15 protein-coding genes and 1 tRNA gene are annotated in these 14718 nt (G+C 38.3%); 10 read left to right on the forward strand and 6 right to left on the reverse strand.

All coding sequences use genetic code 11. The features are described from left to right. Nucleotides 1-55: 55 nt before the first annotated feature. From R3D71_06660 to R3D71_06690, 7 genes are all read left to right on the forward strand, one after another. Nucleotides 56-763 carry an ATP-binding cassette domain-containing protein gene (locus tag R3D71_06660; GenBank protein MEZ5691328.1) on the forward strand — a complete coding sequence of 236 codons (708 nt, stop codon included), beginning with the start codon at nucleotides 56-58 and terminating at the stop codon, nucleotides 761-763. A 166-nt stretch (nucleotides 764-929) separates the two neighbouring features. Next, nucleotides 930-1367 (forward strand): PAS domain-containing protein, encoded by a 438-nt coding sequence (locus tag R3D71_06665; protein MEZ5691329.1) that lies wholly within the window; start codon nucleotides 930-932, stop codon nucleotides 1365-1367. 119 nt (nucleotides 1368-1486) lie between these two features. After that, nucleotides 1487-1948 carry a 50S ribosomal protein L13 gene (gene rplM, locus R3D71_06670; GenBank protein ID MEZ5691330.1) on the forward strand — a complete coding sequence of 154 codons (462 nt, stop codon included), beginning with the start codon at nucleotides 1487-1489 and terminating at the stop codon, nucleotides 1946-1948. Between the two features lie 110 nt (nucleotides 1949-2058). Beyond that, on the forward strand, nucleotides 2059-2442 hold the full coding sequence (gene rpsI, locus R3D71_06675) for a 30S ribosomal protein S9 (GenBank protein ID MEZ5691331.1): 384 nt from the start codon (nucleotides 2059-2061) through the stop codon (nucleotides 2440-2442). 83 nt (nucleotides 2443-2525) lie between these two features. Then, nucleotides 2526-3569, forward strand: a complete 1044-nt coding sequence (gene argC / locus R3D71_06680; GenBank protein ID MEZ5691332.1) for an N-acetyl-gamma-glutamyl-phosphate reductase — start codon at nucleotides 2526-2528, stop codon at nucleotides 3567-3569. Between the two features lie 37 nt (nucleotides 3570-3606). Continuing rightward, on the forward strand, nucleotides 3607-4155 hold the full coding sequence (locus tag R3D71_06685) for a DapH/DapD/GlmU-related protein (protein MEZ5691333.1): 549 nt from the start codon (nucleotides 3607-3609) through the stop codon (nucleotides 4153-4155). A gap of 116 nt (nucleotides 4156-4271) precedes the next feature. Next, nucleotides 4272-5426: a hypothetical protein gene (locus tag R3D71_06690; GenBank protein MEZ5691334.1), complete on the forward strand. Its 1155-nt coding sequence runs from the start codon at nucleotides 4272-4274 to the stop codon at nucleotides 5424-5426. A 21-nt stretch (nucleotides 5427-5447) separates the two neighbouring features. Here R3D71_06690 and rnd read toward each other — a convergent pair whose 3' ends face one another. After that, the gene (gene rnd / locus R3D71_06695) at nucleotides 5448-6596 is read right to left on the reverse strand and encodes a ribonuclease D (protein MEZ5691335.1); all 1149 of its coding nucleotides are present in this window, start codon (nucleotides 6594-6596) and stop codon (nucleotides 5448-5450) included. A 107-nt stretch (nucleotides 6597-6703) separates the two neighbouring features. Here rnd and R3D71_06700 point away from each other — a divergent pair, with 107 nt between their 5' ends. After that, complete coding sequence (locus R3D71_06700) at nucleotides 6704-7669, forward strand: gamma-glutamyl-gamma-aminobutyrate hydrolase family protein (GenBank protein ID MEZ5691336.1); 966 nt, start codon at nucleotides 6704-6706, stop codon at nucleotides 7667-7669. Between the two features lie 8 nt (nucleotides 7670-7677). Here the strand turns inward: R3D71_06700 and R3D71_06705 are convergent, their stop codons facing one another. Beyond that, nucleotides 7678-8793 carry a hypothetical protein gene (locus tag R3D71_06705; GenBank protein ID MEZ5691337.1) on the reverse strand — a complete coding sequence of 372 codons (1116 nt, stop codon included), beginning with the start codon at nucleotides 8791-8793 and terminating at the stop codon, nucleotides 7678-7680. Between the two features lie 368 nt (nucleotides 8794-9161). Between R3D71_06705 and R3D71_06710 the strand changes: the two genes are divergently transcribed. Beyond that, nucleotides 9162-11030 carry a heavy metal translocating P-type ATPase gene (locus R3D71_06710; GenBank protein ID MEZ5691338.1) on the forward strand — a complete coding sequence of 623 codons (1869 nt, stop codon included), beginning with the start codon at nucleotides 9162-9164 and terminating at the stop codon, nucleotides 11028-11030. A 117-nt stretch (nucleotides 11031-11147) separates the two neighbouring features. On the opposite strand, the gene R3D71_06715 is transcribed toward R3D71_06710, so the two are convergent. From R3D71_06715 to R3D71_06730, 4 genes are all read right to left on the reverse strand, one after another. After that, on the reverse strand, nucleotides 11148-11498 hold the full coding sequence (locus tag R3D71_06715) for a hypothetical protein (protein ID MEZ5691339.1): 351 nt from the start codon (nucleotides 11496-11498) through the stop codon (nucleotides 11148-11150). A 249-nt stretch (nucleotides 11499-11747) separates the two neighbouring features. Next, a tRNA-His gene (locus tag R3D71_06720) sits at nucleotides 11748-11824 on the reverse strand. A 94-nt stretch (nucleotides 11825-11918) separates the two neighbouring features. Beyond that, nucleotides 11919-12416 (reverse strand): pantetheine-phosphate adenylyltransferase, encoded by a 498-nt coding sequence (gene coaD / locus R3D71_06725; GenBank protein MEZ5691340.1) that lies wholly within the window; start codon nucleotides 12414-12416, stop codon nucleotides 11919-11921. Between the two features lie 47 nt (nucleotides 12417-12463). After that, nucleotides 12464-12622 (reverse strand): hypothetical protein, encoded by a 159-nt coding sequence (locus R3D71_06730; GenBank protein ID MEZ5691341.1) that lies wholly within the window; start codon nucleotides 12620-12622, stop codon nucleotides 12464-12466. Nucleotides 12623-13048: 426 nt separating this feature from the next. On the opposite strand from R3D71_06730, the gene fliF reads away from it, so the two are divergent. Beyond that, nucleotides 13049-14716: a flagellar basal-body MS-ring/collar protein FliF gene (gene fliF / locus R3D71_06735; protein ID MEZ5691342.1), complete on the forward strand. Its 1668-nt coding sequence runs from the start codon at nucleotides 13049-13051 to the stop codon at nucleotides 14714-14716. Nucleotides 14717-14718: the final 2 nt, after the last annotated feature.

A 14718-nucleotide genomic window follows, 5' to 3' on the forward strand; every position in this document is an offset into this window, starting at 1 on the left:
ATATCATAGCTATAATTTTTATTTAACTACTAACCAATTAAAAGAATAAAAACTAATGCTGACGTTAGAACATATAACGATAGAATATAACATCGGACAACCGATATTAAAAGATATATCGCTTAGTTTATCTCGTGGCTCATTCCATTTCCTTACCGGAGCCAGTGGCGCTGGCAAAAGCACTTTGCTATCATTACTATCATTACAGATCCCAGCTATAAGCGGAAAATTTCATATGTTTGATAAAAACGTAACTGAGATGAAAAGAGAAGAGCTACCGTTTTTAAGAAGGAGAATTGGAATAGTATTACAGGATTACCGATTGCTTGAACACCTAACTATATTAGAAAATGTGTCTTTGCCACTTAGAGTTATTGGAGAGCCTGAGGATGTTATCGCGGAAAAAGCTCTGGAGTTGCTTGAATGGGTTGGACTTTCAGAACATCAAAACTCAAAACCCGCCATATTATCTGGTGGTCAAAAACAACGAGCGGCGATTGCTAGAGCTGTAATTACTAAACCTGATATACTGCTTGCCGATGAGCCTACAGGTAATCTTGATTCTGAACTAGCTCAACGCTTTATGTATCTTTTTGAAGCCTTGAATCAAACGGGTACTACAGTATTAGTAGCGACACATGACGAAAATCTTATATCTTTATTCAACTATCCCACGCTTAGATTAAAAGATGGCAGTCTTACCAAAATATCTCCATTATCCGCTAATATAAGTGGAATAAACGAAAAGATAAACATACTGTAACAACCCCTGTAAAGTTAATATTTTACACCACTTTCTGTGAATCCATCAAAATTATTGTTTTTTATAATAAAATACCACCTGTTTCTAAACCTGTTGTTAATACATAGAAAATATAATTATGATTGTATATTTGTGATATTGTAACGCGATTTTAGAAAGTTCATATATGCAAGAACGCCGTATCACTCTCAGATTGCTAGCATACTGGGAAAGGTTGAGAGGTGATAGGTCAATGCCAACAGAGGTTGATATTGACCCTGATTATCTTCAAGATTTATGGGATTATTGCTTTCTATTGCATATAAAAGACCTAGCCAAACCAGATTACAACTACACCTATCTTGGAAGCGCCATAAGAAAAGCCTATGAAGGCGATTTATCAGGCAATGAACATCAGGATATAGCCTCTCTAAACGCCAGCAAACTGGCTGGTAGTTACAATAGGGTGGCAACCACTTGCCTTCCTCTTATAAATGAGGGCGAATTCAGAAATTCTCATAACGATCTTGTGAAATACCGGCAATGCCTGCTACCACTTGGCGAGGGAAATACAGTAGACGCTATATTTGGCGGTATGCGCTTTAAGGTATTCAATAGCGATTAGTTGAGCAAAATCCTAAAAAGACATATAAATTAGCTATTGACTTAAGTTATATGTTGCAATAAATTCCAGCATCTTTTTATTATGTTATTTTAATTTTATTAGTTAAGGTGCTGTATTTTATGAATACATATTCAGCAAAGCCGTCTGAAGTATCCAGAAAATGGTTACTTATAGATGCTAGTGGAGTGGTTTTGGGTCGTCTAGCTTCTGACGTGGCGAAGATTCTGCGTGGAAAAAATAAGACAATTTTTACTCCACATATTGATACCGGCGATAACGTTATCGTGATAAACGCCGATAAGGTTAAGCTTACTGGAAAAAAGCGTGTAAATAAACTGTATCACCGCCATACCGGTCATCCTGGTGGAATCAAGACGACAAATCCTGAGAAAGTCTTGGAGGGAGCGCATCCTGAACGTGTTATTTTGAAAGCGGTTGAACGGATGATGCCGAAAGAAAGTCCGCTTGCTCGCGCTCAAATGAAAAAGCTGAAAGTGTATGGTGGTAGCGAGCATCCTCATACCGCGCAAAATCCTGAAATATATGATTTCGCAACAAAAAATCCGAAGAATAAGAGGTAATAAAAGTGGCAAAAGCAGCGACAAAAACGGTTAGTAAAACGACAAAATCATCCGCTAAAGAAAAAACTACCATTTCCAAAAAAGCTTCTGTAGGTAACGCGGAGAAGGAAATTATATGTTATGGAACTGGCAGGCGTAAGGACGCTGTAGCTCGGGTCTTCATTAAGAGAGGCACTGGGAAAGTGACGGTAAATGGTCGTGATTTCAGTGACTATTTCGCTCGTCCGGTGCTACGCATGATTATAAATCAGCCATTTGAGACTGTTGATAGAGTCGGTAATTTTGATGTAATATGCACAGTTTCTGGCGGTGGTTTATCAGGACAGGCGGGAGCTGTTCGTCACGGAATAAGTCGTGCTCTTGAGAAATATGATGATATTTTCCATAAACCGCTACGTCAGGGTGGTTTCCTTACTCGTGATAGCCGTGTGGTTGAACGTAAGAAATATGGTCATAAGAAAGCTCGCCGTAGCTTCCAATTCTCTAAACGTTAATCTGGTGCATATATCTTTTATTAAAAAAGCACCGGTATGGTGCTTTTTTTGTATCTAGCAAAATTATTATAGGGTTGGCTTTTATGAGAGATAAAATCAATATCACTATTATCGGAGCAAGTGGATATACAGGAGCGGAGTTAATAAGAATCCTGTCTACTCACGCTAACGCTAATATCGTCAATCTGACCGCTGATTCACAGGCTGGCAAGCATATCAGTGAAGTATACCCACATCTCCATTTTAAGAATTTGCCAAAGCTTATTTCTATAGATGAGGTGGATTTCTCTGGTACTGACTTGGTGTTCTGCTGCTTGCCACATGGTACGACACAATCGGTTATATCCTCTCTTCCAAAGAACCTTAAAATAATAGATCTATCAGCAGATTTCCGTTTACATGACACGGATACATACGCTCAGTGGTATGGTCATAAACACAAGGCAATGGAATTACAGAAAGAGGCGGTTTACGGTCTATGTGAGCATAATCGTGATAAAATAAAGAATTCACATCTTATCGCCAATCCTGGATGTTATCCAACAACCTCCAGTCTGCCACTTATACCATTACTTTCTAGCAAAATGATTAGTGAAAATGGTATTATTATTGACGCTAAATCTGGAGTTACCGGAGCCGGCAGGAGTGTTACTCAGGCAAATCTATATAGCGAAACTAATGAGGGAATAAAAGCTTATGGCGTTGGTGGTCATCGTCATTTACCAGAGATTGAGCAGAATTTAAGTATCGCCGCCGGAAGCGATATATCGGTTACTTTTACCCCTCATTTGATGCCGATGAATCGTGGTATACTCTCTACAATATATGTTAATCTAAGCGATGGAATTACGATTAACGACATACGGAAAAAATTACATAATAGTTATGATAGTGAGTATTTTGTCCATGTACTACCGGAAGGTGTGCTGCCGTCAACCAGTCAGGTAAGAGGAACCAACGATTGCATGATAAATATATTTCCTGACAGAATTAAAAATCGGGCTATTATAGTAAGTGTCACTGATAATCTAATGAAAGGGGCTTCAGGACAAGCGGTTCAGAACATGAATATAATGTTCGGACTATCAGAAAAAACTGGACTAGAATTTTCCGCTATATTCCCGTAATAATAGATAGTGTAAGAATAAAAAGCAGGAGTATTTTATGGTCACAACCTCACCTATGATTCTACCTTATAAGGGCGAATATGCACCAGATGGTGAATTTCCTAGTGTTTATGATGAGGCATTTATTGCTGCTGGTGCAGCGGTAATTGGTGACGTTGAAATTGGTACTGATTCTAGCATATGGTTTGGTTGTGTGGTGCGTGGTGATGTCAATTATATTAGTATTGGCAGCCGTACTAATATTCAAGATGGTACGGTTATTCACGTTACTCGTAAGACTAATCCAACGATTATTGGTGATAATGTGACTGTTGGTCACGGTGCATTGTTACACGGTTGCACATTGGAAGATGGCTGTTTTATCGGCATGCGAGCAACCTTAATGGATGGTGTGGTAGTTGAATCAGGGGCGCAGGTGGCGGCTGGTGCGCTGGTTACACCAAATAAGCGTATTCCCAAAGGGCAATTATGGGCTGGTAGCCCTGCCAAGTATTTTCGTGATTTAACTGAGGAAGAACAGCAGTTTATCAATGAATCTGCCGATAATTATGTTAAGCTGACCCGTGAATATTTGGCTATGTCATAATCCTATCACATATTACTGTAACCCTATAAATTATTTATAATTTTCATTAAACTGTCACATTTATAGAGAGTATTTTAATGTAATATATACAATGGAATAGGAGTATATATTAAAAAGTGGCTGACGAACTTAGTACATATAAAGATAAAGCTGGACACGCCGCCGGTCATATGGTGGGCAAAGAGGGTGCTGTTATCACTGCCTCTGCTACGGCTAATTCTATTTTCAGCCTTCCAGTCGTAGGTTTTGTCTCCGCAATCGGCGTTATATTAAACCAGCGTTCATATGATAAACGTCTTAAGAATTTGCGTGAGATGTATAAATATGAGGTTGGCGCGAAACTTGGAAAAATACCTGATGATGTAACTAATAAGGATTTACAAGCGGTAGCAAAAGGTGATCCCGAACATGGTATCGCTGGAAATAAGACTTTCTCAAATTTCCTTAAAAAACTTAAAGTAAGTAAAACGGTTGGTACAATTGTTTCTATAGCTTCCATTCTTACAACTGTCGCCATTGTCGGTTCGGTATTCTCTACAGGCGGTTTAGCGATACCAGGTGTTGGGACAGGAGTAACAGAGGCATTGTCAGCAGTTATTGAACAAGGCACAATAGGATATTACGCGGCCAAGGCGGCTATTGGTGTAGCCGTACACCAGACAATTGAGAAGCCTATGAACTGGCTGGGCAAAAAAATATTTGATATAGAAAAAGTAACCACCCAAGAACGTATAGCCGAACTTGATGGCCTGCATAAAAAAGGAAGAGCTATCAGCCGTGAGCGGGTAATGGGTGTGTTTGTCAGTGCTAATAAAGAAATATCCGACTTTATAAATGAGGCTTACGGTAAAGAATATGACAAACTAGCCATTCATGAAAAACAAGAAATTGTAAATAGCTTTGGCAAACATATACCACTGAAGGAAATTGTTGATAATCTAAACTCTGGAAAAGTCCGTGTTTCAGAACTCGCCTTTTCAGTAGAAGGACAAAGATCTGGTATAAAAATGGGTAGTGTTCCAACGAACCGAAATGTTATTGGCAAAACACGTGGTGTTATAAAAACTATGAGCGATAAATTTAATGGTATTAGTGATAAGCAAGCTACTTATCCGCAAGCGATACCAGCATCTTCTTCATATAATAAAGAAGGTATCGCGCCAAAACGGACTGCTGTAGAATATAACAACCCTATCCCTACTCGTTCATTTGTTGAGCGCTATGAGGCTGAAAAAAGAGTGCCTCTGCAAGAATCCAGAACTATCCATTAGTAGTATATTAGTAGTATGGTTCTATACCACCTCAAAAACTACTTTACTAATGTCAGGGTTTAATGACAGTTTCAGTTTTCCAGAAATAAGTAGTTTAGCGTCCTTACCGAAAACATCATAACGCCACCCTGTCAGAAGCTGACTTTTATCGTCACCCATAGCCACCGCTTCTAATTCTTTTTTATCAGCGATTATAGATGGCGCGATACCATTAACATCAGCTTTTACTTTTAGCAACAACTGTAGCATAGCGATTATACTATTAATGTTGTCTGGTGTTTTATGTCTCTTTTTTTGTTGTGGATATTCAGAACTTGGTAAAGCCAGCGCTATATTTATACATTCCATTATCTGCTGGGCTTTTTTCTTCGCTATACCTTTATCAATGGCGCGCAGTTTTTTGAACTCATCCTCATTTTTTGGTATAACTGAGGCGATTTCCAGTAAAGCGTCATCCCTTAACACCCGACCTCTTGGCACATTCTTTACTCTCGCCTCATTTTCTCTAAACGCCGCTATCTCTCTAAGTATAGCCAAGTTTTTAGGACGCATAGTGCCATATTTAAGGCGTTTCCAAGCATTTTGTGGGTCTACTTTATATAATGATGGATTATACAATTCCTCGTGCTCTTCTATGACCCATGACATACGTCCGGCATCTTTTATATTAGAGCGCAAATGCTCATATACTCCACGCAAATGTGTTACATCAGAAAGAGCGTACGCGAGCTGTTTCTCTGAGAGCGGACGAGCTGACCAGTCCGTAAAACGTGAGGTTTTATCTAGCTCTTGCTTTACTATCCTGTTCACTAAATTCTCATATGATACCGATTCACCATAACCACACATTGACGCGGCTATCTGAGTATCAAAAATATTTTTTGGAATCTCTCCTGAAAGCAAATAAAATATCTCTATATCCTGCCTACAAGCATGGAATACTTTTATAAGCCTATCATTTCGCAGAAGCTTAAATACCGGCTCAAGATTTATCTTATCAGCAAGAGGGTCTATAAGCGCGGCAGCATCACTCCCTGCTATCTGAATAAGGCAGAGCTTAGGAAAATATGTCTTATCCCTGATGAACTCCGTGTCTATGGTAATATAATCATCCTTACTTACCTTAGAGCAAAACTCCTCAAGTTGTTTTTGTTTTTCAATAATATTCATGGTTGGAATATAGGGCAGAAAGGTAAATATTCCAGTAACTTTATAAAGTTAATGTAATAAAAATGTAACTAGAAAAATAATTAAATATGTACTAATAATTACTAATTATGGAGTTTTTTCAAAATCATATACCAGTAATTGGCATTAGTGGCGCTAGTTCCGATAATTCTTCGGTACGTGCCATGATGACCCAGATCGCGAGTTCTGGAGCGATTCCCATGTTTTTAGGAAATCACGAACGACGGGATCCGGCAAAGGACGTAGAAAAAATAGACGCTCTGGTGATAATGGGTAATGATATGGATTTAGATCCAAATAACTACAACCAAACGAGACACAAAAAAACAAAATCTGAGTTTGATAGACCGGAAAACCAAAACCGTGCGTACTATGAATATATGATAATGGGTAAAGCGCTAGATATTAAAATGCCGTTACTTACTATTTGTGGAGGCACGCAGCGGCTCAACGTTATGCTTGGTGGCGATCTACAACAACATATACCGGACACAACTGGGCATGATGACCATAATCAACAGTTACATAATATAGCTCCATTTATTCCCGTACATCCCGTTCAGATAAAAAGAGGCTCTAGCCTTGCTGATATTGCTGATTCTTCTCTACTTTCCATGTTTATACCAACACATAAGAATCTTGTTTATGATGAGAATAGCATTCATCATCAAGCTATGGGTAAAATTGGCGAGGGTTTGAAAGAATCCGCCTACTCAAAAGAAAATGGTAGCAAGGTAATAGAAGCAGTTGAGGCGGATCCAAAAGGTAAACTAAAAGGACAATTTGTAATTGGAGTACAATGGCACCCTGAATTTAGCGCTAGTGAACTAGGAGCGAAGATAGCAAATCGCTTGCGGGAGAAAGCCCTTAAATTCGCTAAAGATAACAATAGAAAACATTCTATGGCAGAAGTACGCAGGGAAAATATTCTTAGCTCTCTTAATAAGGTATTTCCTAATAACTTGGCTACCATCAAGAAAGGTAGCATGGCTGAGGCTATACTTGCCGAGAGAATGCGGCAACCACATATGGATAATGGTCAATCACTAAGATAAATTGTAAGTTATCTGCTGAGGACTCTATCTCTTTTTTCAGGGTTTATGTGTTTATGCATCTTTGAGAAACGAGCTACATCACTTATATTCGTAAAAACCTCTGGTTCACGAAATTGTAGATCTACACCCTTAAGTCCTGATGCTTTATCAGGTAGTTCTTTATGATAGTTAAATTCTTTTGGTATAAGTGGAGACATAAGATGAGAGCAAAACCTCTTGACACTTTCTGGATTCTTTGACGCTACTATAGTATAAAAATTCCCACTATTCCATACTATAGCAATATGAGGAAATGAATATGCTGTATCTTTTATTAACTTTTCTAACGGTACCATACCCCTAGACATTTCCTGTAATACACTTCCTTTTTTCTCCTCTATTTGTCTTTTTGTAAAATATCTTGATTTAAATTTTTCATCTTTTTGCGCTTCTCTGTTTATATACTCATCAAGAGATGTTGTACATTTTTCTATAGCTGTGTACACACCATCATTATCAAGAAATTTAGAAATATAAGCAACTTGCTCTTTCCTATCAGAAGAAAACATTTGAAATGTACAACTCTGGTGTATAGCAGAAAATTTCTCTGGTAATTTTAATTCTTTCAAGGTTTCTGATGTAACCTCAAAGAATGGTGCATGATGAAAATGGTCAGAATCATATTTATTTCTATTGAAATGCCGTAAATTCTCAATCGCTTCATTATTGGTAAGAGTATGGACATTTCCTTTTGACATATAAGAAATAGTTCTCGCAAGAACACCTTCAGAATTACCAACAGTCCATACTGATACCGGTTCTCCACTTTTCTTTTTCTCTTCTTCCTTTACGAACTCCGTGATGGCGTTTCCTAAATTTATATCTTGCTGAAGTACATACGGTATACTTGCTGTAAAATGTCTACGAAAATGTCCGGTATTAGCTATATATGATTTCGCAAATTCATTAAGAGCGGCATCGTGCTTTAACAAGCTAAGATCTATAGATTTCATAGCTGATATAGGCGGAACTCCTTCTTTACCACCCGCAAGTCTATTAAATGCATTGTTCATAACTCCTTTTAAGCGTGGAGCCTCTCTCCATCTACGCTTACAATCGTCAAAATCTATTTCTTCTTTTCTCATAAAATTAATATACATTAATTTATCCATAAAAAATATTACATTTTTATGAAATAATGATATTTCCATTATATAATTAATGTTACATTTTTATGAAATAATGATATTTCCATTATATAATTAATGCTATATTTTTATATATAATTCAATTATTTAATAAATATAGCACTGCTATGACATATCATATTTGTAATAGCTACAATATTATACTTGTGTGGGTTTGTTCTTTAATAGTATCGTAAGCTTATGAACGACGATATATAGCGTTTCTGCTTTATTATCGTACTAGGCAGCCAAGACGAATAAAATTTTAGCCTAGGTTTTACTAGGTGAATTTTATGAGACCGTAGGATAACGACGTACGAGGATAAATGAAAAATGCTATAAGAATATGCGGCTGTGCCATCAGTAAATCCTTTATATTTTCACAGCACATCATATTAGTGACGTTATCGCTGCTGGCGATAGCGCTATATTTCTCTTTGCCTGAGGATATAAAAAATATCCCACTACAAATAGTTACCATTATCGGCTCCATTCCTTTACTGCTCAATATAATAAAACAACTCATAAAGCTAGATATGGGGGCGGATATATTAGCGGCTATCGCGTTAGTCACGGCGGCTATCGTCGGCGAATATTTGGCGGCGGTTCTGATAATAATAATGCTTGCTGGCGGACAAGCTCTGGAAGAATACGCTATGCGCAAAGCATCATCCGTTCTGTCAGCGTTAGCTGAAAGAATGCCAACAATAGCTTACCGAAAAAATGGTAATGAGATTTTGGAAATAGCCATCAGTGATATAAAAATTGGCGATAGCATAGTTGTGTATCCGCATGAGACTTGTCCGGTTGATGGAACGGTTATAGATGGTCACAGCACTATGGATGAGTCATATCTTACTGGAGAGCCATACCATATATCTAAAGCCAAAGGTTCTTCTGTTATCTCTGGTTCTATCAATGGAGAGTCACCACTTACTATCAAAGCAGAAAAATTACCATCTGACTCTCGTTACGCCAAGATAATGCACGTAATGCGTGAAGCTGAGGAAAAAAGACCAGCTATGCGTAGGCTCGGCGATCAGATAGGAGCTATATTCGCCCCTATCGCTTTGTTAATCGCGGTATTAGCGTGGTATTTTACTGGTGATTCCATAAGGTTTCTAGCGGTTTTAGTAGTCGCCACCCCCTGCCCACTACTAATCGCTATTCCCATAACAATAATAAGCGCCATTTCATTAGCGGCGAAGCATGCCATAATCATAAAAGATCCCACTGTGTTAGAGAGATTGCCAACTTGCAAGACAGCTATTTTTGATAAAACAGGAACACTAACCTACGGTATACCGGAAATCACCGACATAAAAACAGCTAGGGAATTTGATAAGAATGATATTTTATCGGTTGTCGCGACCATTGAGCAATATTCTAAACATCCTCTATCACACGCCATCATCAGAAAAGCTAAAAAACTAGGAATAGAATTACAAGAAGCACAAAGCGTATCAGAAAAAGCTGGTTTTGGACTTAGCGGAGTGGTTGGTGGAAAAGAAATAAAAATAACCAGCCGCAAAAAGATTAGCATTGATAAACCTGAATTACTTAACGAACTGCCAGAAAGCGAGGCTGGTCTTGAATGTGTTATAATTGTGGATGGCAAATATGCCGCCACCTTTATTTTTCGTGACGCGGCAAGAGAGGATGGGCACTCCTTTATTAATCACCTAGCTCCCAATCATCAATTTACTAAAATAATGTTGGTATCTGGCGACCGTGAATCAGAAGTTTCCTACCTTGCTGGGTTAATGGGAATAAAAGATATGTTATCATCACAAACACCAGAACAAAAATTAGCTTTGGTACGTAAAGAAACAAAAAATAGTCCGACATTATTTATGGGAGATGGCATAAATGACGCTCCCGCCCTAACAGCGGCAACCGTTGGCATTGCTTTTGGTCAAGCAAGCAGCGTAACAGCGGAAGCGGCGGGCGCGGTGATAATGGAAAATACCCTAACCAAAGTTGATGAGCTTATCCATATAAGTGAGGATATGCGTCGTGTGGCGATACAAAGCGCCGTGGGTGGCATGATATTAAGCTTTATCGGAATGGGATTCGCCGCTACCGGAAACCTATCACCAGTCGGCGGAGCCATAGCGCAAGAGGTAATTGACATAATAGCTATCGGCTGGGCACTACGCTTAACTTGGCAAAAAAAAGTAGAGACTGATATTTAGAATAAAAGTAGTTTACTAACTATAGTAGTTTCATACCACAATGTTTAGCGGCATCCTGATCAAATGTAACGGGACATTTAACTTAGGATAGATATTTGCACCTGCCTTAGACAATTCTTATAACGAATCAAGCGGCAATGGGTAAGTTTCTGTGGAAATTATGCGCCTACACTCTATTACCATAATCCGATTATGGACTGTTGAGGTTTTAGCGGTTGATACACCAGCGGATGACTTCATAGAGGTTACGGTACCGGCCTCACCAGTTACTTCCAGCACGTCATAACCTCTTTCCTTACATAAATCTCCGGCTTTTTGGTAGCAATATCCCCAATCCTTGTCTGCTCCAGAACAATTAACGGAATATCCTTTATTACCATCAGCGGTATATATTTTACTTGTTGAGGCGGTTTTTATACAGCCAGATAACGCTAGCAACGAAATGATTATTATAGTTTTTTTTAACATATGAACTACTCTACTTACCCTGATAGTGAGCTAAATATATCCCCAAATATACCGTAAATATAACACGAAAAATAATTCGGTATAATTATATTACCGAGTCTTAATATATGTAAGATAAAATTTCAACGAAATATTGAGAATTTACCGTAGAAAACCAGAAATAATAGAGCTATAAGAATATATTCTATGATACAACCCTTCTTCTATGATACAGCGGCGAAAAGCAAACCCTCTAAGACCAGCAGTGAATGGGGCGAGTGACCGGATTTGAACCGGCGACATCCAGAATCACAATCTGGCGCTCTAACCAACTGAGCTACACCCGCCATAATAAAATAAGATAATTACCACACAGTAGATAGGCATTAGGCATTAACAGGCAGAAAGTCAACAAACTTTTACAAGAAATATTTGTGTATGCTAATGTATAGAAGAAAAATAGGAATGGAGATGCCGAGCTACATTTGGTGACACAAATGATGATATATCACCGCCTAGCCTTGCTATCTGCTTGACAAAACGTGATGAGATGAAATGCGTATCCTCAGACGCGGTAAGAAAAACCGTTTCTATCTCCGGTTTCAGTCTAGCGTTCATACAAGTCATCTGGAATTCATACTCAAAATCTGATACCGCGCGCAGACCACGTACCACCATATTAGCTCCTACTTCCTCAGCAAAATTTACTAGTAATCCAGAAAATGTTTTGACCTCCACCCTAGCGCTATCCTTACCAAGCAGAGATAAATCCTCCTCTACCAACCCACCACGCATAGAAATATCAAATACTGGCTCTTTGCCGGTATCCAGAGCCACCCCTATTATCAGGCGATCGGATATATTAAGGGCACGCCTTATAATGTCCATATGCCCAACGGTTATAGGATCAAAAGTACCAGGATAAACAGCAACCCTCATTAACGGGAACTCCGTATATTCTTCATAAGATAAAAACTACTATGGAACTAACTGCAAGCCCCGTTCACACCAGCTAAATGGTAAAGGGAATATAAAGCGATATACAAAATAGAAGCGTAATAAAGATAGTTAAAATAAACATCCACGTTATCGGCTATCACCTCTTTATAGGCTGTTATCGCATGATATTGTGCTATAGAGCTCATTTTTATACCCTCCATTGATTTATTAGTAGTAGAATTTATGTTGTAACAACAAGAATTAGCCTATCATAAATTAGATAAAATGTGAAATAAATTTTATGTATATGAAAATTGGCTTATCGCGTTAAGTACAATACGAGGGCAAATAAGAAAATTTATAGCTCCATAATAGGACAATATGAACCATTTCACGCCCAATTACATGGCTATCATATATTACCAAACTCTTAAGTTTTTAATTTAGCTTTTAGCGATAAATATTTAACAAATAACAATAATATTTTGCTTGCGTAAGCAGTCCAAATGTATTTTATCATGTTATAGGAAATTTTTTCCCTATATTAACTTATTATAAATATTTTTAATGTAACTCTTTATAATATCATAAAAAATATCGTAATATAATCAGAAAGCGGAGTAAAAATCAATATGGAATCAGTAATGGGAACGATGAAAGGGCTTGGTAATCTTCGCTTAGGGATAATAGTTGGCGTTGGGGTGCTATTACTAGGCTTTTTCATGATGTTAGCGTTTCAGATGTCAAAAGCAGGAATGTCTCCTCTTTATACTGGTCTTACACTAGAAGATAGCTCAAGAATCGTAAGCGAACTGGAAAAATCAAGCATACCCTATAGTCTTTCAGCTGATGGGTCACAAATCTCTGTGCCAGCTGATAAGGTGCTTCGCTTGCGCATGAGCATGGCGGAGCAAGGAATTCCATCAGGCGGCTCAATAGTTGGATATGAAATATTTGATCGTTCGGAGAGTTTTGGTAGCTCAAGCTTCGTAATGAATGTAAATATGCTCCGAGCTTTGGAAGGGGAGTTAGCCAGAACAATTTCATCTATAAACGGTATAGATACAGTGAGAGTACATCTGGTTGTCCCTAAAAAGGAGCTGTTTTCTAGAACCAAAGAAGAACCAAGCGCATCGGTTATTATAAAAATGTTTGGTGGTAATTCACTGGAAAGGAATGAGGTTAACTCAATTACCCATATTATAGCGTCGGCAGTACCCTCCCTTAACCCATCAAGGGTTACTATAGTTGATAATCATGGTAAGTTGCTAGCAAGTGGTGATGGTACCGACAGTATAGCCGGTCTTTCAGGCAATGCTACTGAATATAAAATGGCATATGAGAAGCGTACTGAAAAAGCATTAGAGGAGTTGCTAGAAAAAGTTATAGGAATAGGAAAAGTAAGGGTACAGGTTGCCGCTGATATTAATTTTGACCGTGTGGTTATCAATTCAGAAAAGTACGACCCTGATGGACAAGTGGCTCGCTCCACCCAATCTAGCAATCAAAAAGAAAATTCTTTAGATGGCGCTGGTGGCGGCAATGTAAGTGTAGCCAATAACCTTCCTCAAGGAGCGGCAAATAACGCTGCTGGTGGCGGTAGCAACAAAAATATTGAGCAAACGAATGAAACTACTAACTATGAAATATCTAAGACTATACAGAACCAAGTAAAAGAGGCTGGGAATCTTAAAAAAATATCAGTAGCGGTGTTGGTTGATGGGACATATAAAGAAAACGATACTGGAGAGTCAATTTATTCACCACGTACTGATGATGAAATCAAAAAACTTACGACACTGGTAAAATCAGCTATAGGTTATGATGAGCAACGTGGTGACAAGATAGAGCTTGTAAATATGCAATTCACTCAAGATAGCCTTGATATGACAGAAACTTCTTTCTTCGAGCGTTTCCGCCTTGAACTGCAATCTATTGTCCAAACACTTATTATTTCTGTGGTAGCGATACTCGCGATATTGCTGGTACTACGACCAGCGGTGTCAAAACTAGGAAAAGGGATGCAAACGCCTAGCGAGAGGGTTAATAATGAAGTTTCTCTTATACAAGGAACTACAACTTCTGTTGAAAGACTACCAAATCCTAATAGCAACCCTGAAAACATAGGAAGTGAACTTAGCGCTACTTTAGAATCCACAGAACCTGATGTGATGATTGATGTCGCTAACATAAAAGGTGGAATGAGATCTTCCTCAATGACCAAAATTAATGAGATTGTAGAGAAATATCCTGAGGAGACTATGGGTGTTTTAAGACAATGGATTATGAAACAGTCATAGCG

This window comes from Rickettsiales bacterium (genome assembly GCA_041396965.1).
GTDB lineage: Bacteria > Pseudomonadota > Alphaproteobacteria > Rickettsiales > SXRF01 > SXRF01.